Origin of the sequence: Blastococcus sp. KM273128 (genome assembly GCF_021698975.1) — a bacterium.
GTDB lineage: Bacteria > Actinomycetota > Actinomycetes > Mycobacteriales > Geodermatophilaceae > Blastococcus.
The window spans coordinates 41,641-68,353 of sequence record NZ_SSXA01000004.1 but is presented as its reverse complement, the minus strand read 5'-3'; the positions used below and the strand labels follow the sequence as shown (position 1 = coordinate 68,353).

General features: G+C 75.5%; 28 protein-coding genes. 20 read left to right on the top strand and 8 right to left on the bottom strand.

Annotated features, from left to right (window positions below; all coding sequences use genetic code 11):
* Positions 1-73: 73 nt before the first annotated feature.
* The 8 genes from E9529_RS02330 to E9529_RS22355 all read left to right on the top strand — a co-directional run bounded on the left by E9529_RS02330 (position 74) and on the right by E9529_RS22355 (position 8,222).
* Positions 74-1,066 carry a YafY family protein gene (locus tag E9529_RS02330; protein ID WP_236829489.1) on the top strand — a complete coding sequence of 331 codons (993 nt, stop codon included), beginning with the start codon at positions 74-76 and terminating at the stop codon, positions 1,064-1,066.
* A complete protein-coding gene (locus E9529_RS02325) occupies positions 1,063-2,046 on the top strand; it encodes a YafY family protein (protein WP_236829488.1) in 984 nt (327 codons plus the stop codon). Before E9529_RS02330 ends, E9529_RS02325 begins: the two co-directional genes overlap by 4 nt.
* Before the next feature lie 9 nt (positions 2,047-2,055).
* Complete coding sequence (locus tag E9529_RS02320; protein WP_236829487.1) at positions 2,056-2,262, top strand: hypothetical protein; 207 nt, start codon at positions 2,056-2,058, stop codon at positions 2,260-2,262.
* A gap of 119 nt (positions 2,263-2,381) precedes the next feature.
* A complete protein-coding gene (gene tatA / locus E9529_RS02315) occupies positions 2,382-2,699 on the top strand; it encodes a Sec-independent protein translocase subunit TatA (protein ID WP_236829486.1) in 318 nt (105 codons plus the stop codon).
* Between the two features lie 88 nt (positions 2,700-2,787).
* Entirely contained in the window at positions 2,788-3,639 is an 852-nt protein-coding gene (gene tatC, locus E9529_RS02310; RefSeq protein ID WP_236829485.1) for a twin-arginine translocase subunit TatC, read from the top strand.
* A 5-nt stretch (positions 3,640-3,644) separates the two neighbouring features.
* The gene (locus tag E9529_RS02305; protein WP_236829484.1) at positions 3,645-4,541 is read left to right on the top strand and encodes a diacylglycerol kinase family protein; all 897 of its coding nucleotides are present in this window, start codon (positions 3,645-3,647) and stop codon (positions 4,539-4,541) included.
* Between the two features lie 136 nt (positions 4,542-4,677).
* Positions 4,678-7,515, top strand: coding sequence for an RNA helicase (locus E9529_RS02300; protein WP_236829483.1), 2,838 nt, complete (start codon positions 4,678-4,680; stop codon positions 7,513-7,515).
* 83 nt (positions 7,516-7,598) lie between these two features.
* Positions 7,599-8,222: a DUF4333 domain-containing protein gene (locus E9529_RS22355; RefSeq protein WP_304505558.1), complete on the top strand. Its 624-nt coding sequence runs from the start codon at positions 7,599-7,601 to the stop codon at positions 8,220-8,222.
* A gap of 6 nt (positions 8,223-8,228) precedes the next feature.
* Here E9529_RS22355 and E9529_RS02290 read toward each other — a convergent pair whose 3' ends face one another.
* A complete protein-coding gene (locus E9529_RS02290) occupies positions 8,229-9,146 on the bottom strand; it encodes a 5'-3' exonuclease (RefSeq protein WP_236829510.1) in 918 nt (305 codons plus the stop codon).
* Between the two features lie 172 nt (positions 9,147-9,318).
* Here E9529_RS02290 and E9529_RS02285 point away from each other — a divergent pair, with 172 nt between their 5' ends.
* The 3 genes from E9529_RS02285 to E9529_RS02275 are packed head-to-tail and all read left to right on the top strand — an operon-like array spanning position 9,319 to position 12,011.
* Entirely contained in the window at positions 9,319-10,434 is a 1,116-nt protein-coding gene (locus tag E9529_RS02285; protein WP_236829482.1) for a Xaa-Pro peptidase family protein, read from the top strand.
* Positions 10,409-10,876 (top strand): Lrp/AsnC family transcriptional regulator, encoded by a 468-nt coding sequence (locus tag E9529_RS02280; protein ID WP_308195246.1) that lies wholly within the window; start codon positions 10,409-10,411, stop codon positions 10,874-10,876. Before E9529_RS02285 ends, E9529_RS02280 begins: the two co-directional genes overlap by 26 nt.
* 40 nt (positions 10,877-10,916) lie before the next feature.
* A complete protein-coding gene (locus E9529_RS02275; RefSeq protein ID WP_236829481.1) occupies positions 10,917-12,011 on the top strand; it encodes an Rv2578c family radical SAM protein in 1,095 nt (364 codons plus the stop codon).
* A gap of 7 nt (positions 12,012-12,018) precedes the next feature.
* Here E9529_RS02275 and E9529_RS02270 read toward each other — a convergent pair whose 3' ends face one another.
* Entirely contained in the window at positions 12,019-12,864 is an 846-nt protein-coding gene (locus E9529_RS02270; protein WP_236829480.1) for a hypothetical protein, read from the bottom strand.
* 166 nt (positions 12,865-13,030) lie between these two features.
* On the opposite strand from E9529_RS02270, the gene E9529_RS02265 reads away from it, so the two are divergent.
* Together E9529_RS02265 and E9529_RS02260 are read left to right on the top strand one after the other, a co-directional pair.
* The gene (locus E9529_RS02265) at positions 13,031-14,209 is read left to right on the top strand and encodes a glutamate--cysteine ligase (protein WP_236829479.1); all 1,179 of its coding nucleotides are present in this window, start codon (positions 13,031-13,033) and stop codon (positions 14,207-14,209) included.
* A 9-nt stretch (positions 14,210-14,218) separates the two neighbouring features.
* Positions 14,219-15,076 carry a 1-acyl-sn-glycerol-3-phosphate acyltransferase gene (locus E9529_RS02260; protein ID WP_236829478.1) on the top strand — a complete coding sequence of 286 codons (858 nt, stop codon included), beginning with the start codon at positions 14,219-14,221 and terminating at the stop codon, positions 15,074-15,076.
* Positions 15,077-15,085: 9 nt separating this feature from the next.
* On the opposite strand, the gene E9529_RS02255 is transcribed toward E9529_RS02260, so the two are convergent.
* Complete coding sequence (locus tag E9529_RS02255) at positions 15,086-15,613, bottom strand: GNAT family N-acetyltransferase (RefSeq protein ID WP_236829477.1); 528 nt, start codon at positions 15,611-15,613, stop codon at positions 15,086-15,088.
* A gap of 117 nt (positions 15,614-15,730) precedes the next feature.
* Here E9529_RS02255 and E9529_RS02250 point away from each other — a divergent pair, with 117 nt between their 5' ends.
* The 4 genes from E9529_RS02250 to E9529_RS02235 all read left to right on the top strand — a co-directional run bounded on the left by E9529_RS02250 (position 15,731) and on the right by E9529_RS02235 (position 20,721).
* Entirely contained in the window at positions 15,731-17,242 is a 1,512-nt protein-coding gene (locus tag E9529_RS02250) for an amidohydrolase (protein WP_236829476.1), read from the top strand.
* A gap of 507 nt (positions 17,243-17,749) precedes the next feature.
* Positions 17,750-19,390 carry an apolipoprotein N-acyltransferase gene (lnt, locus tag E9529_RS02245; protein ID WP_236829475.1) on the top strand — a complete coding sequence of 547 codons (1,641 nt, stop codon included), beginning with the start codon at positions 17,750-17,752 and terminating at the stop codon, positions 19,388-19,390.
* Entirely contained in the window at positions 19,387-20,160 is a 774-nt protein-coding gene (locus E9529_RS02240) for a polyprenol monophosphomannose synthase (protein ID WP_236829474.1), read from the top strand. The genes lnt and E9529_RS02240 overlap by 4 nt, the downstream gene beginning before the upstream one ends.
* A 63-nt stretch (positions 20,161-20,223) precedes the next feature.
* The gene (locus tag E9529_RS02235) at positions 20,224-20,721 is read left to right on the top strand and encodes an FxsA family protein (protein ID WP_236829473.1); all 498 of its coding nucleotides are present in this window, start codon (positions 20,224-20,226) and stop codon (positions 20,719-20,721) included.
* A gap of 104 nt (positions 20,722-20,825) precedes the next feature.
* Here the strand turns inward: E9529_RS02235 and E9529_RS02230 are convergent, their stop codons facing one another.
* The 4 genes from E9529_RS02230 to E9529_RS02215 all read right to left on the bottom strand — a co-directional run bounded on the left by E9529_RS02230 (position 20,826) and on the right by E9529_RS02215 (position 24,305).
* Positions 20,826-21,170: an RNA polymerase-binding protein RbpA gene (locus E9529_RS02230; protein ID WP_091932539.1), complete on the bottom strand. Its 345-nt coding sequence runs from the start codon at positions 21,168-21,170 to the stop codon at positions 20,826-20,828.
* 192 nt (positions 21,171-21,362) lie between these two features.
* Positions 21,363-22,100 carry a thymidine kinase gene (locus E9529_RS02225; protein ID WP_236829472.1) on the bottom strand — a complete coding sequence of 246 codons (738 nt, stop codon included), beginning with the start codon at positions 22,098-22,100 and terminating at the stop codon, positions 21,363-21,365.
* Entirely contained in the window at positions 22,097-23,449 is a 1,353-nt protein-coding gene (locus E9529_RS02220; RefSeq protein WP_236829471.1) for an MFS transporter, read from the bottom strand. The genes E9529_RS02225 and E9529_RS02220 overlap by 4 nt, the downstream gene beginning before the upstream one ends.
* A gap of 76 nt (positions 23,450-23,525) precedes the next feature.
* The gene (locus E9529_RS02215; RefSeq protein WP_236829470.1) at positions 23,526-24,305 is read right to left on the bottom strand and encodes a glycerophosphodiester phosphodiesterase; all 780 of its coding nucleotides are present in this window, start codon (positions 24,303-24,305) and stop codon (positions 23,526-23,528) included.
* A 148-nt stretch (positions 24,306-24,453) separates the two neighbouring features.
* On the opposite strand from E9529_RS02215, the gene E9529_RS02210 reads away from it, so the two are divergent.
* Complete coding sequence (locus E9529_RS02210) at positions 24,454-24,861, top strand: hypothetical protein (RefSeq protein WP_236829469.1); 408 nt, start codon at positions 24,454-24,456, stop codon at positions 24,859-24,861.
* Between the two features lie 9 nt (positions 24,862-24,870).
* On the opposite strand, the gene E9529_RS02205 is transcribed toward E9529_RS02210, so the two are convergent.
* Positions 24,871-25,098 (bottom strand): hypothetical protein, encoded by a 228-nt coding sequence (locus tag E9529_RS02205; RefSeq protein WP_236829468.1) that lies wholly within the window; start codon positions 25,096-25,098, stop codon positions 24,871-24,873.
* 762 nt (positions 25,099-25,860) lie between these two features.
* Here E9529_RS02205 and E9529_RS02200 point away from each other — a divergent pair.
* Positions 25,861-26,304 (top strand): hypothetical protein, encoded by a 444-nt coding sequence (locus tag E9529_RS02200; protein ID WP_236829467.1) that lies wholly within the window; start codon positions 25,861-25,863, stop codon positions 26,302-26,304.
* Positions 26,294-26,596, top strand: coding sequence for a transcriptional regulator (locus tag E9529_RS02195; RefSeq protein ID WP_236829466.1), 303 nt, complete (start codon positions 26,294-26,296; stop codon positions 26,594-26,596). Before E9529_RS02200 ends, E9529_RS02195 begins: the two co-directional genes overlap by 11 nt.
* The last annotated feature ends 117 nt before the right edge of the window (positions 26,597-26,713 follow it).

The window sequence follows — 26,713 nt, the reverse complement described above, 5'->3', positions numbered from 1 at the left end:
GCAGGCTATCCAGGGGTCCGGCGCGCGGCCGGGCGGCAGCGGGCCGGCGGCGGCCTGACTAGCCTGTGGGGCCATGGCGGCCAAGCGGGCGGAACGACTGGTCAACCTGGTCATCGCGCTGCTGAGCACCCGGCAGTACGTGACGGCGGCGCGCATCCGCGCCACCGTGCCGGGTTACGAGGCCGACGACGGCACCGACCGGGCCGACGAGGCGTTCAAGCGCATGTTCGAGCGCGACAAGGCCGAGCTGCGCGAGATGGGCGTGCCCCTGGAGACCGGCCGCACCAGCGTCTTCGACACCGAGGACGGCTACCGCATCGCCCGCGCCGACTACGAGCTGCCCGAGATCCACCTGACCGGCGAGGAGGCCGCCGCCGTCGGCCTGGCGCTGCGGTTCTGGGAGTCCGCGCAGCTGGCCGGCGCCGCGCAGAGCGCCCTGGTCAAGCTCCGCGCCGCCGGGGTCGACGTCGACTCGTCCCGCTCGCTGCCGATCAAGCCCCGGATCGACCGCGGCGAGGCCGCCTTCGAGCCCTGCTACGCCGCGGCGCGCGACCGCCGGAGGCTGCAGTTCGACTACCAGCGCCCCGACGAGGACACCGCCGTCCGCCGCGACGTGCAGCCGTGGGGCGTCGTCGCGTGGCGCGGGCGCTGGTACCTGGTCGGCCAGGACCTCGACCGCGGGGCGCCCCGGGTGTTCCGGCTGTCCCGCGTCGTCGGCCGGCCTGCGGCCGTGGGCCCGGCCGGGGCCTTCGAGCCGCCGGCCGACCTCGACCTGACCGCGGTCGTCGCCCGGCAGCAGGGGCAGGGGGAGGAGCACCTGGTGGTGGTTCGGGCCCGCCCCGGCACCGCCGTCGGGCTGCGCCGGCACGCCACCCCCCTCGGCCCGGCTCCCCACGGCGACGGCGCGGGCGAGGACCGGCTGCAGCTGCGCACCACCGAGCCCTGGGTGCTGGCCGAGCAGATCGCCGCCTACGGATCCGACGTCGTCGTGGAGGCCCCGACCTCGATGCGGGACGCCGTCGTCGCCCGGCTGACCCGCCTGGCCGCGCTGGAGGTGCGCGCGTGACCGCGACCGGCACCACCGACCGGATGACCCGGCTGCTTGCCCTCGTCCCTTACCTCACCGCCCGCCCCGAGGGGGTGGCGGTGGCCGAGGCCGCCCGCGACTTCGGCGTCCCGGAGCGGCAGCTGCAGCGCGACCTCGAGCTGCTCTGGATGTGCGGCCTCCCCGGCTACGGCCCGGGCGACCTGATCGACGTCGCCTTCGAGGGCGACCGGGTGCGGGTCACCTTCGACGCCGGCATGGTGCGCCCGCTGCGGCTGACCACCGACGAGGCGGTCGCGCTGGTCGTGGCGCTGCGCACGCTGCTGGAGCTGCCGGGCCTGGCCGAGCGCGACGCGGTGAGCCGGGCGCTGGCCAAGGTGTCGGCGGCCGCCGGGGACGCGGCGGCGCGGCTCGCGCCGCTGGCCGTGAGCGTCGACGCCCGCGAGGAGACCCTGGCGCTCGCCCGCCGCGCGCTCCAGGACGGCCGGGCCGTGCACCTCCACTACTACGTGCCGGCCCGCGACGAGCGCACCGAGCGGACCGTCGACCCGATGCAGCTGCTCTACGTCGACGGCCACTGGTACCTGGAGGCCTGGTGCCGCCGGGCCGAGGGCGTCCGGCTGTTCCGGCTCGACCGGGTGGACGAGGCCACGGTGCTCGACGAGCCGGCCGCGGCCCCGCCCCAGGCCACCAGCCGCAGCATCGACGACGGCCTCTACCAGCCCGGGCCCGACACCCCCGCCGTCCGGCTCCGGCTCGACCGCAGCGCCCGCTGGGTCGCCGACTACTACCCGACCGAGGACGTCACCCCCGTCGACGACCCGCCCGGCGGGCTGGCCGTCACGGTCCGCACCGCGGACCTCGCCTGGGCGCGGCGGCTGGTCGCGCTGCTCGGTGGGAGCGCGGTGGTGGAGGAGCCGGCCGAGATCGGGGCGCAGGTCGCCGCCGAGGCGCGGGCCGCCCTGGCCCGGTACGGCGTCGTCCCCGGCGACGCGGGCTAGGGTTCGACCGTGGTGTTCTGGATCGTCCTCGGCGTGGTCGTGGTCCTGGCGTTCGCCGTCCTCGGCGTGCTCGTGCACGGGGTGCTCGGTGCCGCCGGGCGGCTCTCCCGCGAGCTGGCCGAGGCAGAGGCCGAGGTCGCGCCGGTCCGGGCCGGGGTCCAGGACTCCGCCGACCGGGCCGCGCGGCTCCGCGACGCCCGGGCGTCGGCCGGCTGAACGGCCGGTGAGCATCGCGTGAGGTGCCGAGGGCCCCGCGCTGATCCCCCCGTTTCGGGGGCGGCAGGAGGCCTCCGGGCACGTAGCATCGACGACGCCACCCACTTTCGGAGGACCCGATGAACCTCGGCCCCATGGAGATCGGCCTGATCATCCTGGCCATCCTGCTGCTCTTCGGCTACAAGAAGCTGCCTGATGCCTCCCGCTCGCTCGGCCGCTCGCTGCGCATCTTCAAGGGCGAGATGAAGGGCATGAAGGACGACGACGTCCGCACCAAGGACGCCGCGCGCACCACGCCGGTGCGCGGCGAGATCGTCACGCCCGCGTCGGACGACACGGCCGCGCGGCTCCAGGACGAGGCGCGGCAGGCCGAGCTCCGGGCCGCCGAGCTGCGGACGCAGGCCGACCAGGCGTGCGCCGCCGACCGCACCCGCTGACCGCACCGCACCCGGGGGGACGGCGGTGAGCGAGGCGACCCGTGGCGCGCGACGGCGGCGGCGGCCACCGCGCGACGCGCAGGCGACGATGAGCCTCATCGCGCACCTGACCGAGCTGCGCAACCGCATCCTCAAGGCGGGGCTTGCGATCCTGGTGGCCACCGCGATCGCCTTCTGGTGGTACGGGCACGGGCTGGGTGAGTTCATCCGCGCCCCGTACTGCGGCCTGCCCGAGGACCTGCGCTACGCCGGGGACGACGCCGGCGGCTGCGGGCTGCTGATCACCAACGTCTTCGGCGGCGTCTTCATCCGCCTCAAGGTGTCCTTCCTCGCCGGGGTGGTGCTCTCGTCCCCGTTCTGGCTCTACCAGCTGTGGGCGTTCATCACCCCGGGCCTCAAGCGCAACGAGAAGCGCTACGGCATCGGCTTCGTCGCCGTCTCCTCGACGCTGTTCGCGCTCGGCGCCGTGCTGGCCTACGTCTCGCTGTCGGCCGGCCTGGAGCTGCTGCTGAGCCTCGCCGGCGACGGCGTGGTCGTGGCGCTGACCGCGCAGGACTACATCGGCTTCGTGCTGTCGTTGCTGGTCGCGTTCGGGGTCAGCTTCGAGGTGCCGCTCATCGCCGTCGCGCTGAACCTCGCGGGGGTGCTCAGCTACGAGGTGCTGTCGAAGAGCCGTCGCTGGATCTTCTTCCTCACCATCGTCTTCGCCGCCTTCGTCACCCCGACGCAGGACCCGTTCACCATGCTGCTGATGGCCGGGCCGATGATCGTGCTGTTCGAGCTGGCCATCCAGCTCGCCCGCATCGTCGACCGGCGCCGGGCACGGCGCGCCGCCGCGGAGCACTTCCACGACCTGGACGACGACGTCGCCTCGCCGCTGGACACCACCCCGTCGGAGCTGGACGAACCGGTCGAGCGCACGCCGTCGGCCCGCAGCTGACGGCGGTGCAGACCGCGGTCCTGGTCAGCCCGGCCGCCGGGCGGGGGCGCGCGAGCGCCGTGACCCGGGCCGTCCTGGACGCGCTCCGCGACGCGGGGGTGGCGCCTCACGTGCTGGACGCGACCACCCGGCCCGACGCGGAGCGGCAGGCGGCGCAGGCGGTCGCGGACGGCGCCGGCGCGGTGATCGCGGTCGGCGGGGACGGCGCGGCGCACGCCGGGCTGCAGGCGGTCGCCGGGACGGCGGTCCCGCTGGCCGTCGTCCCCGCCGGCACGGGCAACGACCTCGCGCTGGCCCTCGACGTCCCGGCCGACCCGGTCACCGCCGCCCGCGCCGCCGCCGGTGACCTGCTGGCCGGGCGCTCGAGGGCGCTCGACGCGGGCCGGACCGCCGGCCGCTGGTGGGCGACCGTGCTGTGCTGCGGCTTCGACTCGGCCGTCACCGACCGGGCCAACCGGTTGCGCTGGCCCCGCGGCCGCCGGCGCTACGACCTCGCCGTCCTGGCGGAGCTGGCGCGGCTGCGCCCCTACGAGGTGACGCTCGGGCTGGACGGCGTCGAACGCACGCTGCCCGCGACGATGGTCGCCGTCGGCAACACCGCCTGGTACGGGGGCGGCCTGCGGATGTGCCCGGGCGCCGACTGCGCCGACGGGGTCTTCGACGTCACCGTGGTGGGGCCGGTGTCGCGCCGCGAGCTGGTGCGCACCCGGCCCCGGCTCGCCGACGGCACGCACGTCGAGCACCCCGCCGTGACGGTGCACCGCGCGGCGCGGGTGGAGCTCAGCTGCGCCGGGGTGAGCGCCTACGCCGACGGGGAGCTCGTCGCGCCGCTGCCCGCCGTCACCGAGTGCGTCCCCGGCGCGTTCACCGTCGTCGGCACCGGCCGCGCCACGATCAGCTGACGTGATCATGAAGCGTCCTCCCGCACGGTGGGCGGTGAGGGAGGACACCCGATGATCAGGGACCCTGATCGTGGCCAGCAGGCGTCGAGGGCGGGCGTGGCGAGCCGTCGCGGGGGCGCGCGCCTAACGTGGAGGCATGTCCAGCCCCGCTGAGCGGTACGCCGCTGCCCGGCGGCGGACCTCCCACCCGACGCTGGCCGACTTCACCGCCGAGCTCGGCTTGTCCCTGGACCCGTTCCAGGTCGAGGCCTGCGAGGCGCTGGAGGAGGGCTCCGGCGTCCTGGTCTGCGCGCCGACCGGCGCCGGCAAGACCGTGGTGGGCGAGTTCGCCGTGCACAAGGCTCTGGCCGAGGGGCGCAAGGCCTTCTACACGACGCCGATCAAGGCGCTGTCCAACCAGAAGTACAACGACCTGGTCGAGCGCTACGGCGCCGACCGGGTCGGGCTGCTGACCGGCGACAACGCCGTCAACGGCGACGCCCCCGTGGTCGTGATGACCACCGAGGTGCTGCGCAACATGCTGTACGCGGAGTCCCCGTCGATCGCCGGCCTGGGCTACGTGGTGATGGACGAGGTGCACTACCTCGCCGACCGGTTCCGCGGCGCGGTCTGGGAGGAGGTCATCATCCACCTCCCGCAGTCGGTCACCCTGGTCTCGCTCTCGGCCACTGTGAGCAACGCCGAGGAGTTCGGCGACTGGCTGGTGACCGTGCGCGGCCACACGAAGGTCGTGGTCAGCGAGGTCCGGCCGATCCCGCTCTGGCAGCACATGCTCGTCGGCAACCGGGTGTTCGACCTGTTCTCGCTGCGCCCCGCGGCGCACGCGGCGGAGCAGGGGGAGGGGCCGCGGCCGCTGTCCACCCGCGAACGCGGGGCATCCGTCGTCGACCCGGAGCTGGTGCGCTTCGTCCGGGAGCAGGAGCGCCGGCTCGACAGCTGGGGCGGCTCCGGCCGGCGCGAGGGCCACCACCGGCCCCGGCACCGGCCCCCGGCCCGGTCCGACGTCGTGGAACGGCTCGACCGGGCGGGGCTGCTGCCGGCGATCACCTTCGTGTTCAGCCGCAACGGCTGCGACGCCGCCGTGCACCAGTGCCTGCTCAGCGGCCTGCGCCTGACCGACGAGGCCGAGCGCGCCGAGATCGCCGCCATCATCGACGAGCGCACCGGCTCGCTGCCGGAGGAGGACCTGCACGTCCTCGGCTTCTGGGAGTGGCGCGAGGGGCTGCTCGCCGGCCTCGCCGCCCACCACGCCGGCCTGGTGCCGGCGTTCAAGGAGACGGTCGAGGAGTGCTTCGTGCGGGGCCTGGTCAAGGCCGTGTTCGCCACCGAGACCCTCGCACTGGGCATCAACATGCCGGCCCGCACCGTCGTCCTCGAGCGGCTGGTGAAGTGGAACGGCGAGGCGCACGTCGACGTCACGCCGGGGGAGTACACCCAGCTCACCGGACGGGCCGGGCGGCGCGGTATCGACGTCGAGGGGCACGCCGTCGTCGTCTGGGCCCCCGGCATGGACCCCAGCGTCGTGGCCGGGCTGGCCAGCACCCGCACCTACCCCCTCCGGTCCTCCTTCCGCCCCAGCTACAACATGGCGGTCAACCTGGTCAGCTCCTTCGGTCGCGCCCGCGCGCGGGAGCTGCTGGCCAGCTCCTTCGCGCAGTTCCAGGCCGACCGCTCGGTCGTCGGGTTGGCCCGCGCAGCGGCCCGCCACGAGCGGGACGCCGAGCAGTTCGCCGCCCAGATGCACTCCGACCGCGGGGACGTCGGCGCCTACGCGCAGCTGCGCCGGGAGATCGCCGAGCGGGAGAAGGAGCTCTCCCGCGACAGCCAGGCCAAGCGCCGGGCGGAGGCCGCGGACGCGCTGGGGGCCCTGCGCCCGGGCGACGTCATCCGCGTGCCCAGCGGCCGGCGTCAGGGGCTGGCGGTCGTGCTCGACCCGGGCATCACCGACCTGGCCGACCCGCGTCCGCTGGTGCTGACCGAGGACAAGTGGGCGGGCCGGCTGGCGTCGGTGGACTTCCCGACGCCGGTGCAGGCCCTGGCGCGGGTGAAGGTGCCCAAGAACTTCAACCACCGCAGCCCGCACGCCCGCCGCGACCTCGCCTCGACGCTGCGCAACGCGCGGGTGGAGCACGACCTGGGTGCGCGGCGGGTGAAGAAGGGCCGGTCCGCGGCCGCGGACGACCCGGTGCTGGCCGACCTGCGCCAGGCACTCCGGCACCACCCGGTCCACCAGCTGCCCGACCGCGAGGAGCGGGTGCGGGTGGCCGAGCGCTGGCTGCGGGCGGTGCACGAGGCCGAGAAGCTGCAGCGCACGATGGCCGAGCGCACCGGCTCCTTGACGCGGCAGTTCGACCGCACCTGCGACGTCCTCGAGGAGCTGGGCTACCTGGTGCCGGAGGCGGCGCCGCTGGTCCCTGCCGACACCGAGGTGGTCGGTGCCGTGGACGACGTGCCGGTGACGACGGACGACGGCCGTCGGCTGGCCCGCATCTGGTCGGAGGCCGACCTGCTCACCGCCGAGTGCCTGCGCGCCGGCGCGTGGCGGGGCCTGGACCCGGCCGAGCTGGCGGCCGCGGTCTCCACGCTGGTCTTCGAGGCGCGGCGGGACATGCCGGGGCTGCCCGCGGTGCCGGCGGGCAAGGTCGGCGCCGCCATCGGCGTGATGCGCGGCATCCGTTCCCGGTTGCAGGACGTCGAGCTCGACCACGGCGTCCCCGCCGGCCGCGACCTGGACCTCGGCTTCGCCTGGGCGGCGTACCGCTGGGCCGACGGGCAGAGCCTGGACCGGGTGCTGGCCGGCGCCGAGCAGGCCGGCACCGAGCTCTCCGGCGGTGACTTCGTCCGCTGGGCGCGGCAGCTGCTGGACCTCCTCGACCAGCTGGGCAAGGTCGCCGACGAGCCGGTGGCGCGCACGGCGCGGGCGGCCGTGGACCGCATCCGGCGCGGGGTCGTCGCGGTCGCCGTCGGCGGCTGACCGGCGCACGGCCCGCGGCGCCCCCGGCAGGTGGGGCAGAATCCGACCGGCCCCCAGGGGCACCCACCGACCCGGGAGCGACGATGACGCAGCCGCCCTACGGCGACCGGCCGCAGGAGGGGCCCGGGCCCTCCGGTCCGCCCGCGTACGACCCGCCCCGCGCGCCGCAGCAGCCCCCGCTCGGTGCGCCGCGGCAGCCGGGCTGGCCACCGCCGCAGCAGCCCGGTCGGCCGTCCTACGGCGGCTCCCCGCAGCACACGCGTCCGGTGCCGTACCCCGCACCCGCGCCGGGCCACGGGGCACCCGGCTACGGCCCACCCGGCTACGGCACACCCGGCTACGGCACACCCGGTTACGGGGCACCCGGTCACGGTCCGCCGGCCCCGCGGCCGTCCGGGAACCGACGCCGCGCCGGCCTGCTCCTCCTGCTCGCCGCCGTCGCGCTCGCGGTGGTCGCCGGCGTGGCGCTCCTGGCGAGCACGACCGGGCCGACCGTCCTCTCCCGCCCGGCCGTCGAGCGGGACGTGGCCGAGCAGTTCCAACAGCGGGAGGGGGTCGCGGTCGACCTGGACTGCGAGCAGGAGATGCACGTCGAGCCGGGGGCCACCTACGAGTGCACCGGCGTCACGGCCGACGACGAGCAGGTCACCCTGCGGATCGAGATCACCGACGTCGACGGCGCCCGCTACACCTGGAGCGAGCCCTGACCCCGCTCAGCCCAGCACGTCGGGCGGCCAGCCCAGCGCGGCACCCAGGCGGCCGAGCGAGGACTGCAGCCCGTGCCGCTCGGCGAGCGCGGCCAGCGCGTCCGGGTCGGCGGGGGAGCGGGGCAGCGTCCCCTCCACGGCCGGCAGGTCGACGTCGCGCGCCACGGCGACCACCACCGGCGCGGCGTCGAGGTAGTCCGCGGCCGCGTGCAGCTTCTTCAGCACCGCCGCGGTCAGCGGTGGCGCCGGGACGACGGTGCGGGCCACGGCCGCCCGGATGCCGGCCAGGTCGCCGAACGCGCCGATCAGCGCCGCCGCGGTCTTGGCACCCACGCCGGCCACCCCGGGCAGCCCGTCGCTCGGGTCGCCGCGCAGCACCGCGAAGTCGGCGTAGGCGCGGCCGGGGATGCCGTACTTCTCGGCCACGGCGGCCTCGTCCACGTACTCCAGGTCGGAGATCCCGCGGGCGGTGTAGAGGATGCGCACGCCGCGCGCGTCGTCCACGAGCTGGAACAGGTCGCGGTCGCCGGTGACGACGTCGACCGGGCCGCGGGCCCGAGTGGCGAGCGTGCCGATCACGTCGTCGGCCTCGTAGCCGGGGGCGCCGACGCGGGCGATCCCCGCCGCCGCCAGCACCTCGACCAGCACCGGCACCTGGGGCCCCAGCTCGTCGGGGGTCTCCTCGCCGCCGTCGGGCGCCAGGCGGTGCGCCTTGTAGGAGGGCAGCGCCTCGACCCGGAAGGCCGGCCGCCAGTCGTCGTCCCAGCAGGCGACCAGCCGGTCGGGTGCGTGCGCGGTCACCAGCCGCGCCGTCATGTCCAGGAAGCCGCGGACGGCGTTGATCGGCCGACCGTCGGGGGTCGTGACGCTGGTGGGCACCCCGTAGAAGGCCCGGAAGTACAGCGACGCGGCGTCCAGCAGCATGGTGGTCACGCCCGCGCACCCCCGGCGCCCGGTGCCGTCGTCCGCTGGTGCCTCGTGCGCTCGCCCACGTCCGCGGACGGTAGCGGTCCGGCAACGATTCGGGAGAACCCCGGTCCCGCCTGGCTACTCTGCGCCGGTGGGAAACGCGCCAGAACCCGGATCCGGCCCGCTCGTGACGCTCGACCGCCTGCACGCCGCCCGGGCGGTCGCCGGCGAGCTCGGCATCGACCTGCTCGTGCTCACCCCGGGTGCCGACCTGCGCTACCTCTGCGGGTACGCCGCGCACGCGATGGAGCGGCTGACCGCGCTCGCGGTGCCGCGCCGCGGCGAGCCGTTCCTGGTCGTGCCGCGGCTGGAGGCCCCGATGGTCGACGCCGGCCCCGCGGGCACGCTCGGGCTGGAGGTGCTCGCGTGGGACGAGACCGACGACGCCTTCGCCGTCCTGGCGGGCGAGGCCACGGCCCGCCTGGGCGCCGGCCCCGCACGCGTCGCCGTCGGCTCGCGGACCTGGGCCGAGCACGCGCTCGGGGTGCAGCGGGCCCTGCCCGGCGCCGCGCTGGAGCTGGCCGCACCGGTCGTCGACCGGCTGCGCATGGTGAAGACGCCGGCCGAGGTCGAGGAGCTGGCCCGGGCCGGCGCGGCGATCGACCGGGTGCACGCGCGCATGGGGGAGTGGCTGACCGTCGGCCGCACCGAGGCCGAGGTCGGGGCCGACGTGGCCGCGGCGATCCTGGCCGAGGGGCACGTCGCCGTCGACTTCACCATCGTCGGCTCGGGCCCGAACGGGGCCAGCCCGCACCACGAGCTCTCCGACCGCGTCGTCGAGGCCGGTGACCTGGTCGTCGTCGACATCGGCGGCGAGACCGCGACCGGCTACCGCTCAGACTGCACCCGCACCTACGTCGTCGGCGGCCGCCCGGACGCCGAGGTCGCCGACTGGTACGCCGTGCTGCACGCCGCGCAGCAGGCGGCGACCGCGGCGGTGCGCCCGGGGGTCCCGGCCGAGGAGATCGACGCCGCCGCCCGCTCGGTCATCGCCGACGCCGGGTGGGGCGGGTACTTCATCCACCGCACCGGTCACGGCATCGGGCTGGACTCGCACGAGGCGCCCTACATCGTGTCCGGCAACGGGCTGCCGCTCGAGCCCGGCATGGCCTTCTCCGTGGAGCCGGGCATCTACCTGCCCGGGCGCCACGGCGCCCGCATCGAGGACATCGTCGTCTGCACCGACGACGGCGTCCGCGTGCTCAACAACGGTCCCCGTGAGCTCGTCGAACTCCCCGGCTGAGCCCGGCGCGGTCGACGTCGACCGGGCGCTCATGGCGGCGCTGGCGCGCGACGGGCGGGCGAGCTTCACCGAGCTGGCCGAGCACGTCGGCCTGTCGGTCTCGGCCGTGCACCAGCGGGTGCGCCGGCTCGAGCAGCGCGGCCTGATCACCGGGTACCGGGCGACGCTGGACGCGACCCAGATCGGGCTGCCGCTGACGGCGTTCGTGTCCATCACCCCGACCGACGCGCAGACCGACGACGCCCCCTCACTGCTGGCGCACCTCGACGCCATCGAGGAGTGCCACGCGGTCGCCGGGGTGGAGAGCTACATCCTCAAGGTGCGGGTCGCCTCGCCGGACGCGCTGGAGAACCTGCTCAAGGAGATCCGGTCGGCCGCGAACGTCACCACGCGCACGACCGTGGTGCTCTCCACCTCCTACGAGGCCCGGCCGCCGATCTGACCGGCTGGACACCTGTTCGAACGTGTGTTCGGATGGGGTCATGCGGTGGGACGCGCAGCGGCTGGACCTCGACGAGCCCGGGGCGCTGCCCGGCATGCCCAGCATCCGGGGCCTGCTGCGCAGCGTGCAGGTGCCGGAGTTCCCGGGGCTGACCTTCCACGAGGTGCGGTCCAAGAGCGCGCTGAATCGCGTGCCGGGGGAGTCGGCGATGCCCTTCCCGTGGACGATCAACCCCTACCGGGGATGCAGTCATGCCTGCCGCTTCTGCTTCGCCCGGCGGACGCACGAGTTCCTGGAGTTCGACAACGGGCGCGACTTCGACCGTCAGATCGTGGTGAAGACCAACCTGGTCGAGGTGCTGCGGCGGGAGCTCGGTCGGCCGTCGTGGCAGCGCGAGCACGTCGCCCTGGGCACGAACACCGACCCCTACCAGCGCGCCGAGGGCCGCTACCGGCTGATGCCCGGTGTCATCGGCGCGCTCGCCGGCTCCGGGACGCCGTTCTCCATCCTCACCAAGGGCACGCTGCTCCGCCGGGACATCCCGCTCCTGGCCACTGCCGGCCGGGAGGTCCCGATCGGCCTCGCGATCTCCCTGACGACCTGGGACGACGACCTGCACGCCGCGCTCGAGCCGGGCGTGCCCAGGCCGCGGGCGCGGCTGGACCTGGTCCGCGCCCTCGCCGACGCGGGGCTGCCCTGCGGCGTCTTCCTCGCACCCGTGCTGCCCGGCCTCACCGACTCGCCGGAGCACCTCGACGCCGCGCTCGGCGCGATCGCCGCGGCCGGCGCGACGGGGGTGACCGTCATCCCGCTGCACCTGCGCCCCGGCGCCCGGGAGTGGTTCATGGCCTGGCTGGGCCGCGCCCACCCGGAGCTGGCGCCGCGCTACGAGCGGCTCTACGCCCGCCGGGCCTACGTCCCGGCGGAGTACCGCACCTGGCTGGCCCGACAGGTGGCACCGCTGCTGGCCCGGCACGGCCTGGACCGGCAACGCGGGGGAGAGGCGCGCCAGGTGGAGGTGCAGGGTGTTCCGGGCGACGAGGAGGTGGGCTTCCCGGCCGGGAGCCTGCCCGCGCGGGCGCCCGGCTCCGGAGTAGCGCCCGCCGACCCGGCCGAGCAGCTGACGCTGCTGTGAGCCGCCCTCAGCCGCCGGCCCGGGCCGCACGGGCGGTGGCCCGCGCCGCTCTCACCACGCCGCGGGCGCCGACCGGTGGCGCGCCGGCCGCCAGGGCCAGCCGGCGGTAGCTGTCGTAGGAGAGCAGGCGGTAGGCGGCGGCGAGCTCCTCCACCGCCTCCCGCCGCGACGGCGTCACCGTCGCCCGCAGGTGGCCCACGGTCGCGCGCACGTGCTTGGTGAAGGTGGCCTGCAGCGCCTGGTTGGACAGCCGGCCCCCGACGCGGGAGTCCAGACCCGGGCCGCGGCGCAGGGCGGGCAGCACCCATGGGCTCGCGGCCAGCGCCGGGAACCGCCCGCGCGTCGCCTCCCAGGCGTGCCAGGCGGTGAGGGCACCGGGCACCGACCACTCGCCGTCGTCGGTCGTGACGAGCAGGCGGCGCGCGGTCGCCCGCACCTGGTCCCGCCGCAACGAGCGGAACGTCCCGACCGGGGCGGGCCAGCCCAGCGCCAGCGCGCACCAGGCCACCGACCGCAGGTGCTCCGGGTCCTCGGCCCGGATCCTCGTGAGCGGACGCAGGTCCAGCCGCGGTGGATCCGGCTCCGGGGTGACGGGCAGCGGCACCGCCAGCCCCCCGTAGCGGGCGACCTTGCTGTACAGCGCGACCGTGGCCGGCTTCCACCCCCGGGCGGCGGCCAGTTCGTCGAGACCCTCGGCCGCGAGCTCCTCGGGCCCCCGGTCCAGCTCCAGCGCCGCATCGGCCAGGCGGCGCCACTGGTCCTCGTAGCCCGGCGGGGGCCGCAGCCGGGCCCAGGCGCGCGCCGGCGGGAGAGCGGGCATCTGGGGCAGCGGCTGCTGCCATGCACGAGGCATGCCCGAATTCTACCGTTATCCCCAACAAATGTGCGACTACCATTTGTGGTCACCTGCCGAGACGACCACCTGGGCGCCCTCCGGGCGCCGGCGCAGCAACCGACCCGGGCGGGTGACCTCGGCCGTTGACCGCGCGCCCGGCGATCCTCCTCCGGATCATGGAGCCGTGCGGACGGTGGGCGTCGAGGAGGAACTGCTCGTGGTCGACGCGGACGGCATCCCCGTCGCCCGGGCACCGGAGGCCCTGGCCGTCGCCGCGCGCCGGGGCGAGGGGGAGGACGTGCACCAGCACGACCTCGAGGAGCAGGGCGACGACGTCGCCGTCCCCGAGACCGCCCACCTGGTGCCCGAGCTCAAGGCGCAGCAACTCGAGCTCGGGACGCCGGTGTGCTCCACGCTCACCGAGGTCGGCACCCAGCTTCGGCACTGGCGCTCCCGGGCCGACGCGGCCGCCCGTGCCGTCGGGGCCCGCGTCGCGGCGCTGGCCACCTCGCCGGTCGACGTCGTCCCGGTGCCCACGGAGGGGGAGCGGTACGGGCGGCTGCACGAGGCGTTCGGGCGGACCGCCGAGGAGGTCCTCACCTGCGGCTGCCATGTGCACGTGCAGGTGGCCGACGACGAGGAGGGCGTCGCGGTGCTCAACCGCATCCGCGTCTGGCTGCCCGTGCTGACGGCGATCAGCGCCAACTCACCGTTCTGGCAGGGCCGGGACACCTCCTACGCGAGCTTCCGCTCGCAGGTCTGGCACCGGTGGCCCTCCGCGGGCCCGACCGGTCCGTTCCGGGACGCGGGGGAGTACCACCGGCTCGTCGAGGCGGTGCTGGCGACGCGGACGGTCCTCGACGACGGGATGGTGTACTTCGACGCCCGCCTGTCGGCCAGCTGGCCCACCGTCGAGGTCCGCACCGCCGACGTGCTGCTCCGGGTCGAGGACGCCGTCACGCTCGCCGGGCTGGTGCGCGGCCTGGTCGAGACCGCCGCGCGCGACGCCCGCGCCGGCGGGGCGGTCCCGGAGATGTCCTCCGAGGTGCTCCGCCTGGCCGGCTGGCGCGCCTCCCGCTCCGGGCTGTCCGACGAGCTGGTGCACCCGCGCACCGGCCGGCCGGCGCCGGCCGGTGACGTCCTCGCCGATCTCCTGGCGCACGTCGGCGCGGCGCTGGCCGACTCCGGGGACGAACAGCGGGTGCACGACGGGGTGGCCGCGCTGCTCACCCGCGGGACGGGAGCGGAGCTGCAGCGGCAGGTGCACCGGGAGACCGGGGACCTCGCCGCCGTCGTCCGCGCGGCGGTCGACGCCACGGCGGGGCAGGAGACCCCTCGGGCGACCGCCGTGGCCAGCCGCTAGATTCCCGCCATGTACACCGCGAGCTGGCGTGACGTCGTCCGTCCCGGCCTGTTCGGCCCGTCGCCCGACCCGCGGGACAGGCCCTACCGGGCCATCATCCGGCTGGCACTGGTGGTCTTCCGGCTGTTCGGGTTCCGCTTCGACGTCCGCGGCTCGGAGCACGTGCCCACCACCGGCGGCGCGATCATCTGCAGCAACCACGTGAGCTTCTTCGACTTCACGTTCCTCGGGCTCGGCGCGCTCCCGCAGCACCGGCTGGTGCGGTTCATGGCGAAGTCGCCGGTGTTCGAGCACTGGTTCGCGGGCCGCTTCATGCGGGCCATGAAGCACATCCCGGTCGACCGCAAGGCGGGGTCCGCCGCGTTCGAGGCGGCCGTCCGGGCGCTCAAGGACGGCGAGGTCGTCGGCGTCTTCCCCGAGGCGACCATCAGCACCAGCTTCACCGTGAAGGACCTCAAGGCCGGGGCCGCCCGCATGGCCGTCGACTCGGGGGCGCCGATCATCCCGGCCGCCGTCTGGGGCGGGCACCGCGTGGCCACCAAGAACCACGAGGTCGAGCTGCGCCGCGGCGTCCCGGTGACGGTCGTCCTGGGGGAACCGATCGTCGCCGAGCCCGGGGAGCAGATCGGTGCCCTGCTGGACCGCACCCGCACCGCCATGGAGGCGCTCCTCGACGAGGCCCAGCGCAGCTACCCCGACCGGCCGGCCGGGGACGACGACCGCTGGTGGCTGCCCGCCCACCTCGGGGGTACCGCGCCGACGCCGTCAGAGGCGGCGGCCGCCGACACGCTCCGCGCCGCCGGCCGCGAGGTGAAGAAGCGGAAGAAGTCGCCGCTCGCCAGGCTCACCGCGCTGCTCCGCCGCTGAGCGCCCGGCTCACTCCACGACGACCGGGGCCATGAGGCGGAACGCCTCCAGCTCCACGCCGTACCACCGGCGCATCCGCCCCAGCGGAGCCATGCCCAGGCGCCGGCACACCGCCACCGACGGCTCGTTGCCGGGCCGGACGACGGCGTACACCTCCGGGAGCCCGAGCCCGAAGGCGCGGTCGATGACTGCGCGTGCGGCCTCGGTGGCGTACCCCCGCCCCCACGAGTCGGGGTGCAGGTGCCAGCCCACCTCGACCTCGCCCACGCCGTCGGGCAGGGGCTTGAGCAGCACCGTGCCGGCCGGGACCCCGTCGGGCCGCTCGATCGCCCAGCACAGGAAGCGCTCGTCCTGCCGGTGCACCTCCGCCCAGCGCTCGACGAGCTCCGCCGGTGCGACCGAGGGCGCCCCGCCCAGCCAGCAGGTGACCTCGGTGCGGCCGTAGAGGTCGCACAGCCGGGCCAGGTCCGCCGGACCCGTGGTCCACGGGCGCAGGCGCAACCGCTCCGTGCGCAGCTCCGCCGGCCCCTCTCCCATCGCTCCTGCCTACCGCTGCCCCGCACGACCGGCCACCCGGATGCCGCCGGAGGTGGCCGTGGTCTCCTACTCGCCGGCCCGCCGTCCCGGCAGGCGACGGCGAGGGAAGGGACCGGCGTGAGCCTGCTGATCACCGACGTGCGGGTGGGCGACCGGCCGGGGCGTGCCCTGCACGTCGTGGACGGGCGGATCGCGTGGACCGGCACCGTGGGGGAGGCGCCCCCGGCGGACCGGGTCATCGCGGGGGAGGGGGCGTTGCTCACCCCCGCCTTCGTGGATGCGCACGTGCACGCGACGGCGACCGGGCTCGCGCTGACCGGTCTCGACCTCCACTCGAGCCTGAGCCTTGCGGACGCGATGGCCGCCCTCCGCGACCACGTCGCCGCGGCCCCCGGCGGCATCGTCCTGGGCACGGGGTGGGACGAGACCGGCTGGCCCGAGGGGCGGGGGCCCACGCGGGCCGACGTCGACGCGGTGGCCGCCGGCCGGCCCGTCTACCTGGCCCGGGTCGACGTCCACTCCGCCACGGTCTCCACCGCGCTGCTCGACCTCGTCCCCGGCATCGCCGCGCTCCCGGGCTTCTCGGCGGACGGGCGGCTGCGGCTGGACGCCCACCACGCGGCCCGGCAGGCCGCCTACGGAGCGGTCGGGGCCGTGCAGCGGGCCGCAGCCCAGCACGCCACCCGCCGGGCCGCGGCCGCGCTCGGGATCGGCAGCCTGCACGAGATGGCCGGCCCCGAGGTGTCCTCCTCCGACGACCTCCGGGAGCTGCTCGCCCTGGCCGCGGAGGTCCCCGGCCCGCGCGTCGTCGGCTACTGGGGCGAGCTCTCCGAGCGCGGCGGGCTGGACCTCGTGCGCGAGCTCGGCCTGGCCGGCGCCGGGGGCGACCTCTTCTGTGACGGCGCCCTCGGCTCGCACACGGCGGCGCTGAGCACTCCTTACAGCGACCGGCCCGAGACCTCCGGCGCGCTGCGCTTCGACTCGGGTGCGCTGGTCGAGCACGTGCGCGCCTGCACCGCGGCGGGCATCCAGGCCGGCTTCCACGTCATCGGCGACGCCGCCGTCGAGCAGGTCCTCGACGCCGTGGGCGTGGTCGTCGGCGAGCTGGGCGTCGCCGCCGTCCGCGCCTGCCGGCACCGGCTCGAGCACCTGGAGATGCCGTCGGCGGCGGTGATCGGCCGGATGCGGGAGTGGCGGATGGTCGCCAGCATGCAGCCCGCCTTCGACGCGGCGTGGGGCGGGGACTCGGGGATGTACGCCGAGCGGCTCGGTACCGGTCGGGCGCTGGCCACCAACCCGCTCGCCGACCTCGCCGATGCCGAGGTCACGCTGGCGCTGGGCAGCGATGCGCCGGTCACCCCGCTGGACCCCTGGGGAGCGGTGCACGCCGCCATCGACCACCGGAACCCGGCGTCCGGGCTGCGCCCCTTCGACGCCTTCGACGCCGCCACGCACGGCGGCTGGGCCGCGATCCGGGCCGAGCACCCGGTGGGACCGCTGGCCGTCGGCGCGCCGGCCGACCTGGCGCTCTGGGCCACCGACGCCGGGCTCTCGGACGTCCTCGAGCAGCGCGGCCGCCCGGCGTGCGCGGGGCTCGTGGTCGACGGCCGTCCGCTCGACGCCGTGTGAGCGCCACAACGATCAGTAACGATCCGATCACACTGCGGCCCGGGGGTGTCCGAGGTCTCGATTCGGGCCCGCGCACTTCTTACAGTCCCTGCAGTTCCTGACCGGGAGCACCGCGCGCGCGTCCCCCGGCAGGCGCGTTCACCCCGCCGGCCGGCGCCCCTCCCCGGGGCCGCACCCGGGCCGCAGGGGGCGGGCGGGCCGGCCGGGAACCGTGCGCGGGAAACCGGCGGAGCCCGCGTGGACCCACGCCATCAGACAACGGTCGCGCCGATCGCACCCAGCGACCGGCCGTCCGGCCCGAAGGTGCGCCGCCCACGGGAGCGACCGCCGGCGCGTCCGGGGCAGGGGTCCGGGTGCCCGGACAGGTGGGAGCGGCCCAGCCGCGTCCGCCGGCGCCGCCGGGATGGGATGCTGGGTCGGGACCGCGGGACACCGCGGTCCGGACCCCGCCCGGACGGCGCGGGGACGTCCCGCCCGCGCAGGGCGGCTGCACCGGGGAGGCGCTGGGTGCCCGCAGGCATAGGCGGGCCGGGGACCGGGACCCTCCCGCGGACGACCGGCCCCGGCGGTGCCGGAGCGGCCGCGCCGCCGTCGACCGCACCCGGTAGCCGCTGGTCCCGCGCACCGTGGCGCACCCTGCTGGCCGCCGCCGGCGGGCTGGCCATGTTCCTCGCCTTCCCCGGCCACGGCCTGGTCGCGCTGGCTGTCCTGGGTCCGGCCGCCCTGGCCGTCGCCGTCCACGGGCGCGGTCTGCGGGCCGGCCTCTGGCTCGGCCTGGTCACCGGCCTCGCCTTCTTCGTCCCGCTGCTGTCGTGGACCGGCATCTACGTCGGCGCGTTCCCATGGCTGGCGCTCGCGATCAGCCAGGCGCTGTACCTCGCCGTCCTGGGCGGCCTGACCGCGCTCACGTCCCGGCTGCCCGGGTGGCCGCTGTGGGCGGCCGCGCTCTGGGTGGCCGTCGAGGCCGCCCGCGGGCGGTTCCCCTTCGGCGGCTTCCCCTGGGGGCGGCTGGGCTTCTCCCAGACCGACGGTCCGTTCCTCGCCCTCGCGGCCTACGGCGGCGTCCCCCTGGCCGGCTTCGCCGTCGCCCTGACCGGCACCCTGCTCGCCGCCGCGCTGCTCGCCGCGGCCTCGGCGCGGCGCACCGGCGCCCGGAGGCTGCGCGCGGCCGCCGCGGCGCTGGCCGGGGTGCTCGCCCTCCCGCTCGTCGGCGCGCTGGCCTGGCTGCCGCTGCCGGGGGAGTCGCTCACCACGGGCGGCCCGACCACCACCGTCGCGGTCATCCAGGGCGACGTGCCGCGGGCGGGCCTGGACTTCAACGCGCAGCGACGGGCGGTGCTGGACAACCACGTCCAGCAGACGCTGCGGCTCGCCGAGGAGGTGGCGGCGGGCCGGCAGCCGCGCCCGGACGTCGTCCTGTGGCCGGAGAACAGCTCCGACATCGACCCCTACCGCAACGCCGACGCCGCCGCGCAGATCCAGCGGGCGGCCGACGCCGTGGGGGCGCCGGTGCTCGTCGGCGCCGTCGTCGGCGGGCCGGGCGAGTTCATCAGCAACACCGCGATCGTCTGGTCACCGGAAGTGGGGCCCGGTGACACCTACGTCAAGCGGCACCCGGTGCCCTTCGCCGAGTACGTCCCCCACCGCGACTTCTTCCGGCTGTTCAGCGACAAGGTCGACCTGGTGCGCCGCGACTTCGCCGCGGGCGAGGAGGTCGGGGTGCTCGACGTGGCCGGCATCCGGCTGGGCGACCTGATCTGCTTCGAGGTGGTCTACGACGGTCTCGTGCGCGACGTCGTGGACGGCGGCGCGGGGATGCTCGTCGTCCAGACGAACAACGCGACCTTCGGCTACACCGACGAGAGCGAGCAGCAGCTGGCCATGAGCCGGGTGCGCGCGGTCGAGTTCGGGCGCAGCGTCGCCGTGGTGGCCACCAGCGGCATCTCGGCCGTCGTGGCCCCCGACGGCACCGTGGTGCGCTCCTCGGAGCTGTTCGAGCCGGCGGTGTTCGTGGAGGAGATCGCCCAGCGCGACGATCGCACGGTCGCCCAGCGCCTCGGGGTGCTGCCCGAGGCGCTGCTCACCGCTCTCGGCCTGGGCGCGGTGCTGCTGGCGGTCCTGCGGCTCCGCCGGGCGGCACGTCCGTGACCGGACGCGTGCTGGTGGTCATCCCCACCTACAACGAGGCCGGGAACCTGGCGCGGGTCCTGGACCGCCTGCACGCCAGCGTGCCCGAGGCGCACGCCCTGGTCGTCGACGACGGTTCGCCCGACGGCACCGGCGCGATCGCCGACGCACGGGCCGCCGCCGACCCCCGCGTGCACGTGCTGCACCGCAGCACCAAGGCCGGTCTCGGGCGGGCGTACGTGGCCGGCTTCCGCTGGGCCCGCGAGCGCGGCTACGACGTGCTGGTCGAGATGGACGCCGACGGGTCGCACGCGCCCGAGCAGCTGCCCGACCTGCTCGCCGCGCTGGCCGACGCCGACCTCGTGCTGGGGTCCCGCTACGTCCCCGGCGGCCGGGTCGAGGACTGGCCGGCGCACCGGCTGCTGCTGTCCCGGGTGGGAAACCGCTACACCCGCTGGGCGCTGCGCCTGCCGCTGCGCGACGCCACCGGCGGCTTCCGCGCCGCCCGCGCCGAGCTGATCGACCGGCTGCCCTTCGACGAGGTGGCCAGCGAGGGCTACTGCTTCCAGGTCGACTGGGCCTGGCGGGCGCTGCGCGCGGGGGCCCGCGTCACCGAGGTCCCGATCACCTTCACCGAACGCACCTGGGGCCGGAGCAAGATGAGCGGCTCGATCGTTGGAGAGGCGTGGGCCCGCGTGACCGCGTGGGGCGTGCAGGACCGGCTGGCCGACTGGCTGCCGGGCCGCGTGCGCCCGCCGGTGACCGGCACGGCCGACCCGGCCGGGCGGTAGCGCCCCCCTCGGCAGCGGCCGGCGGGGGAGCGGCGAGGGGACGACGGAGGATGAGGAGGCGGCGTGGCTGACGTGGTGCGTCGGAGACTGCGCACGGTGGTGGGGCTGACCGCGCTGGCGGAGCTGGTGGTCTTCGTCCTGGTCGCCGCCTGGATCGGGCTGGGGTGGACGATCGTCGCCACCCTGGTCACCAGCGTGCTCGGCTGGGTGCTGCTGGCCAGCCAGGGCCGGCGGACGCTGGCCGACCTGCGGCAGCGGGCGCGCTCGCGCGAGGCCGCGGGCCGCGAGCTCGGTGACGCCGGGCTCGTCGCCGTCGGCGGCCTGCTCATGGTGCTGCCGGGTTTCCTCGGCGACCTCGTCGGGCTGCTGTGCCTGCTGCCGGGCACGCGGGGCCTGGTGCGCGCCGCGCTGCGGCGGGTCGTCCTGGCCCGCCTGCCCGAGCACCTGCGCGGGCCGGTCCGGGTCGGCAGCACGCGGACCGCACCGGTGGACGCCACCGACCCCTTTCAGCCGCTCGTCATCGAGGGCGAGGTGCTCCGGGACCCCGACCAGCGTCCCTGAGCGACCGGCGCCACGGCCCGGGACGCGGAACGGCCCCGGTGGATCCCTCCACCGGGGCCGTTCGCGAAGACGGTGCGCCACCCGCCCCGTGGGCGGGTCCGTCGTCAGCTGGCGCGGGTCCGCCGCCCGCGGAGCACCTCGAGGCGCTCGGCCAGGACCTCCTCGAGGTCCTCGACGCTGCGCCGCTCGAGGAGCATGTCCCAGTGCGTGCGCGGCGGCTTCACCTTCTTGGGCGCGGGCTCGCTCCCGCCGACCAGCTTGGCGGCCGAGCCGTCGAACTTGCACTCCCAGGTGTCGGGGAGCTCCGCGTCGTCGGCGAAGGGCACCGTGAACAGGTGGCCCGAGGGGCACCGGTACTCGGCGTACTGCCGCTCGATGGGCGCGGTGTTCCGCTCGGTCTCGTAGCTGACGCTGCCCAGTCGGCTGCCGCGCAGGGAACGCTCACCCATGGCACACCGTCCTCTCGTGCTCGTGTCGGTCTGGACTCGACGTCCGGAGGCCAGGGCAGTACCCAGGCGACCGGGGAGTCAGAGAGATGAACGACGGAAAAGGCGGAGAGATTCCGCCGAATCGGCTGCCCATCATCGCATGGGGTGGGATCCTCGCCCCCAGCGCCCCCCGCACGGGTGAGGATCCGCCGCTCAGGGCAGGGCCAGCTGCCCCGGACCGGCCGCGGTCGGGCCCAGCTCGCCGCGGACGTAGTGCCGCCGGCAGAGCACCTGGTACCGGACGGCGGGCGCGACGGCGCCCTCGCCGGGCAGTTCGGCCGGGGCGGTGTCGGCGACGACGACGGTCGCGCCCGAGCGCACCATGACGCCGTCGACGACACGGGCGTTCAGCTGCCCCGGCAGGCCGCACCAGCACAGCACCTCCACCTGGATGCGCTGCACGTCGTCGGCGAGCTCCAGCAGCCGCTGGGTGCCCGGGAAGAGCCGGGTGCGGAAGTCGGTGGTCAGTCCGAAGGCGTAGACGTCGACGTGCGACTCGTCGACGAGCTCGGCCAACTGGTCGACCTGGGCGGGGGAGAGGAACTGCGCCTCATCGACGATGAGGTAGTCGACCCGGTGCCCGTCGGCCCAGCGGTCGCGCACGAGGAGCCGGAGGTCGGTGGCCGCGTCGATCTCGACGGCGTCCCGGCAGAGGCCGACCCGGGAGGTGATGCGCGGGGCCGCGGAGCGGTCGCCCTGGGTCACCAGCAGGCCGTGCCGGCCCTGCCGGCTGTGGTTGTGGTCGACCTGCAGCGCGAGGGTGGATTTCCCGCAGTCCATGGGTCCGTGGAAGAACCGCAGGTGCGCCGGGGCCGGGTGCCGCCGCCGGTCGCCGGAGGCGGGTACCGAGCCGGGCGGCAGGGGAGCGGCGCCGGAGGGGGTGGGCGTCACAGCTTCTCCGGCGGGGTGTTGCCGGCCGCGAGGACGGCCCGGCGCATCGGCAGCGCGGCGAGCGCGATGAACCCGCCCACGAAGAAGACCACCAGGCTGACGATCGCCAGCCGGTAGGACCCGGTGAGCTGGTAGGTGAGCCCGAAGGCGAGCGGGCCCAGCCAGCTCGTGCCGCGGTCGCTGATCTCGTAGAACCCGTAGTACTCGGCCTCCTTGCCTGCCGGGATCAGCTGGCTGAACAGCGAGCGGGAGAGCGCCTGCGTGCCGCCCTGGACCAGGCCGATCACGGCGGCCAGCGCGTAGAACTGCGCGACCGCGCCGGTCTCCAGGAAGAAGGCTGCCAGCAGCACGCCGATCCAGGCCACCAGCGCGCCCAGGACGACCCGCTTGGCCCCGTAGCGGCCCGCCAGCCGACCAAGCCCCAGCGCCCCGAAGATCGCGACGACCTGCACCATGAGGATCGCGCCGGTGAGCACGTCCTGCGCGAGGTCGAGCTCCTCGGTGGCGTAGGTGGCCGACAGCGAGATGACCGTCTGCACGCCGTCGTTGAAGAGCAGGTAGGCGCCCAGGAACCACAGCGTGAGCGGGAAGGCCCGCATCTCCCGGAAAGTGGTGGCCAGCTGCCGGAAGCTGCTGCCCGACCGCACCGCGGAGTCGGCCACCGGGCGGTTGCGCAGCCGGGAGACCGAGAACAGCGTGAAGGCGCCCCACCACAGGCCGGAGGTCGCCAGGGCGATCCGCACCGCCTCGCCGGTGGTCAGCCCCAGGTCCTCAGCGGCGACGACCAGCCCCAGGTGGACGGCGAGCAGCAGGGCCCCGCCGACGTAGCCGAACGCCCAGCCCCGGCTGGAGACCAGGTCGCGCTCGTCGGGCCCGGCGAGGTCGGGCAGCCACGAGTAGTAGACGACGGTGGCCGCGCCGAAGCTGATGTTCGCCAGGACGAACAGGAACGCCGCCATGAGCCACCGGCCGTCGCCGGCGAAGTAGAGGCCGGTCGTGGCCAGCGCCCCGAGCAGCGCGAAGCCGGCGAGCATCTCCCGCTTGCGGCCGGTGCGGTCGGCGACGGCGCCGGTGAGCGGGAGCACCAGCACCTGGAGCACCACCGACGCCGACAGAACGTAGGAGAACCAGCTCCCGGCCGCGACGGACAGCCCGAGGAAGGACAGCCGCTCGTCGGGGCCGGCGGCGTCGCGGGCGATGGCGGTCAGGTAGGGGCCGAGGAAGACGGTCGTCACCGAGGTGTTGAAGACCGACATCGCCCAGTCGTAGGAGTACCAGCCGAAGCGCTCGCGCGAGAGCGCCCGGTCGGCCGGCGGCACGGGGGCGGCGGAGGGCACGGCGGTGGTCACCGCGGCAGGGTGCCAGCCGGTCGGGCCGGGGTCCAGCACCGGCCCGCGGAGCCGGGCACCCGGTCGGGTGGCGCCGTCACGACGGAGGCGCCCACTGACCGCGCTTCTCCAGCAGCCCACGCAGCATCGCCGGCCGGTCGGTCATGATGCCGTCCACCCCGAGGTCGAGCATCGCCTCGGCCTCGGCCGGGTCGTCGACGGTCCACACGTGCACCTGGAGCCCGCGCGCGTGCGCCGCCGCGACGAACCGCTCGTCGACCAGCGCGCGCCCGCCCAGCTGCAGGGGTACCTGCGCGCAGCCGGCCGAGATGCGCACCAGCCCGGCGGCGCGGGGCGAGTAGGAGGACAGCCGCAGCGCCGCCACCCCGCGGGGGCCCAGCGAGGTGCAGACGGCGGGGCCGAACAGCCGCCGGGCGGTGGCGATGCGCGCGTCGGAGAACGAGCCCAGGCAGATGCGGTCGAGGACCTGCATCCGGCGCACCAGCCGCACCAGCGGGACGAGCACCCCCGCGGCCTTGACGTCGAGGTTGAAGCGGACGTCGGGCCAGGCCCCGAGCAGGTCCTCGAGGCGCACGATGGGCTCGCGGCCGCCGATCCGGGCCTCGGCCACCTCGGCCCACGTGAGGCCGTCGATCCGGCCGCTCTGGCCGGTGACCCGTTCCAGGGTGGGGTCGTGGAAGGCGACGAGGACGCCGTCGGCCGTCACCTGGACGTCGGTCTCGATGTAGCGGTACCCGAGTTCCACGCAGGCCTCGAAGGCCGGCATGGTGTTCTCCAGGTGCTCGATCGCCCCGCCGCGGTGCGCCATGGCCAACGGGGTCGGCGCGTCCAGGAACGGGAAGCGCGCGGCGGGCACGCGTCCACGCTAGTGGCAGCCCCACGGCGGCGTGCGGGGCCCCACGGGCGCCGCCCCACGCCGGCCCGGAGCCGCAGGCGGCGCCGTTCCAGCCGGCGTCCTGGCGTGTCATGCCGGACTGTCGGCAGCGACGTCTACCGTGCGCTGCGTGGCACAGCAGCACGCGTCCGGCAGCACGGCGTCCCTCCCCGTCGCGCCGCTCCCCAGCCGGGGGAGCGGTGAGGAACGGCGGTGCGGCTGGTGCCGCAGGGTCCTCCCTCAGCAGGGCTCGGTCGGCCGCCCGCGGCTGTACTGCGGGCAGGCCTGCCGCCAGCGGGCCTACGAGCAGCGCTCCGCGACGGCGAAGGCGGGGCTGCCTGGTGACGTGGTGCTCGTGTCCCGGGCCGAGCTCGACGGCCTCCAGGACCGGCTGTACCAGCTGCGCTGCGCCCTCGAGGACGTGCAGACGCTGCTGCAGGAACGGCCCACCAAGGCGGAGCTGGAGCGTTCGCTGGCCGATCTCGTCCGCTCGACGGGCCGGCTCGACCGCCTTTGGGTCACCGAACGCTCCAGCTGACCGGCCGGATCAGTCCGGGTCCTGGGTGTCCTCGTCGGTGTTCTGCTCGACCTCCGGGTTGCTGACGTCCGGCAGGTTCTCCCGGTCGGCCTCCTCCGGGCTCAGCGTGTCGACGACCTCGTCGGTGGTGCCGTCGTTCTGCTCGTCGCCGGCCGCCTGGCAGCCGGCCAGCGTGGCACCTCCACCGAACAGCGCCAGTGAGGTCAGCAGAGCGGCGAGCGGTCGTCGGGTTCTCATGGGTCGAGCCTACGAACGGTGACGGGCAGGCGCCCGTCGAACGCGCAACACCTCGGTGCTTACGTCACAGTGACGCAATACGGGTGGTGTGGGCGGATGGGGGGAGCGCCGGCCATGACGGCCGTCGACCCCCACGGCGGGCGTCGACAGGGACGTCAGCTCGGTCGTACCGGCCGGCCGGTGGCTCCTCATCAAGATCGCTGTCTGCAAGATCAACTCATGGGGGAGTCGGCGACAGGCACGGCGGCCGGCTCGCCGTCGCGAGCCGTTCGATGCGCCGCCCGGGAATCGCCGTCGACGTCGCCGTGCCGGTCGACGAGGAGCCGGCGCTGCGAACCGCGGCGGCGCATCAGGGGTCACCGAGCACGTCCGGCTGGAACGGGCGCCGGCGATCGTCGAGTGGTCGGCGCCGGCAGATCGGATGCGGCGATCCGGGGTCCACACCCCCTCTCCAACCTCTGAACTTCGCGCCGATAATCGACGTTATGTCAACTAGCGAGGAGACTCCGCTACCCGAGCACCTGGACGCCGTGGTCGACGAAGCGTCGATCCGCTGACACCGACGTGAGGCCTCGCCGCGCGGCCTGCGTGATCAACACCCGGCCAGGACCGCGCAGCACGCGTTGGTGGCCGATGCACTGCCGCGGCACCATGCTGCCCCAGCATCATGGCCGACAAGTCGGACCGAGGCGATGACCACCCCGCTCCCTCGCCAGTCCCAGACAGTTGCCACGTAGGAAACACTGCCCTAGTGTTTCCTGCATGGAAACTCCCAGCGGTCGCAGGCTGTCGCCCCAGGAAGCCCGGGAAGCCCTCGCCCAGTTGGCGGAGGACGAGGACGCCGTCCGGTACCCACCGATCCCCCGGTGGTTCTTCCTCGTCGGAGCCGCCGTCGTCGCGGGCGTCGCCCTCGCCCAGATGCTGCCGCCGAGGACGGCCGGCCTCGTGGTCCTCCCCCTCGTGGTCGTCATGGGCCTGCTCGCGCACCGCTACTGGTTCAACGCCGACGGCGTCTCCGGCGCCTCCGTGAAGCTGGGCGACATGGCCGGCTACCTGACCGTCGTCCTCGGAACCTTCGCCGTCGGCTGGCTCGTCGAGGCGACCACCGACGCGTGGTGGATCTGGATCCCGTGCGCGGCCGTCACCGCCACCGCGGTGCTGGTCACCGGCCAGCGCTACGTCCGCGAGTTCGGGCATGCCCGCTGACGCGCCCGCCTTCGACGAGGTCATCCACGCCCCGCACCGGCTGCGCATCTGCGCGATGCTCAGCGCCGCCCAGAAGGTCGAGTTCGGTGCGCTGCAGCAGAAGATCGGCCTCTCGAAGTCGGCGCTGAGCAAGCAGCTGTCCCAGCTCGTCGACGCCGGTTACGTCACGCAGGAAAAGGGTGTCCGTGATGCCCGCAGCCGGCTCTGGCTGGCGCTGACCGCGGAGGGGAACCGCGCCTACCGGGGGCACGTGCGCGCGCTGCAGGAGATCGTGGCCTCCGACGGCGGCTGACCTGGCCCGGCTGCCGATGAGTCCGGCCGCGCCGGCGGATCCTCTCCACGTCGAGGACGGGAGGTCCCGGGTGAGCACGTACGCGTTGGTCCACGGAGCCGGCGACGGCGGGTGGTA

What these genes read in the sequence shown, in the direction of transcription:
- E9529_RS02330 (WP_236829489.1), top strand. Translation starts at nt 74, where the DNA reads ATGGCGGCCAAGCGGGCGGAACGACTGGTCAACCTGGTCATCGCGCTG.
- tatA (WP_236829486.1), top strand. Translation starts at nt 2,382, where the DNA reads ATGAACCTCGGCCCCATGGAGATCGGCCTGATCATCCTGGCCATCCTG.
- tatC (WP_236829485.1), top strand. Translation starts at nt 2,788, where the DNA reads ATGAGCCTCATCGCGCACCTGACCGAGCTGCGCAACCGCATCCTCAAG.
- E9529_RS02300 (WP_236829483.1), top strand. Translation starts at nt 4,678, where the DNA reads ATGTCCAGCCCCGCTGAGCGGTACGCCGCTGCCCGGCGGCGGACCTCC.
- E9529_RS22355 (WP_304505558.1), top strand. Translation starts at nt 7,599, where the DNA reads ATGACGCAGCCGCCCTACGGCGACCGGCCGCAGGAGGGGCCCGGGCCC.
- E9529_RS02290 (WP_236829510.1), bottom strand. Translation starts at nt 9,146, where the DNA reads ATGCTGCTGGACGCCGCGTCGCTGTACTTCCGGGCCTTCTACGGGGTG.
- E9529_RS02275 (WP_236829481.1), top strand. Translation starts at nt 10,917, where the DNA reads ATGCGGTGGGACGCGCAGCGGCTGGACCTCGACGAGCCCGGGGCGCTG.
- E9529_RS02270 (WP_236829480.1), bottom strand. Translation starts at nt 12,864, where the DNA reads ATGCCTCGTGCATGGCAGCAGCCGCTGCCCCAGATGCCCGCTCTCCCG.
- E9529_RS02260 (WP_236829478.1), top strand. Translation starts at nt 14,219, where the DNA reads ATGTACACCGCGAGCTGGCGTGACGTCGTCCGTCCCGGCCTGTTCGGC.
- E9529_RS02255 (WP_236829477.1), bottom strand. Translation starts at nt 15,613, where the DNA reads ATGGGAGAGGGGCCGGCGGAGCTGCGCACGGAGCGGTTGCGCCTGCGC.
- E9529_RS02230 (WP_091932539.1), bottom strand. Translation starts at nt 21,170, where the DNA reads ATGGGTGAGCGTTCCCTGCGCGGCAGCCGACTGGGCAGCGTCAGCTAC.
- E9529_RS02205 (WP_236829468.1), bottom strand. Translation starts at nt 25,098, where the DNA reads ATGAGAACCCGACGACCGCTCGCCGCTCTGCTGACCTCACTGGCGCTG.
- E9529_RS02200 (WP_236829467.1), top strand. Translation starts at nt 25,861, where the DNA reads ATGGAAACTCCCAGCGGTCGCAGGCTGTCGCCCCAGGAAGCCCGGGAA.
- E9529_RS02195 (WP_236829466.1), top strand. Translation starts at nt 26,294, where the DNA reads ATGCCCGCTGACGCGCCCGCCTTCGACGAGGTCATCCACGCCCCGCAC.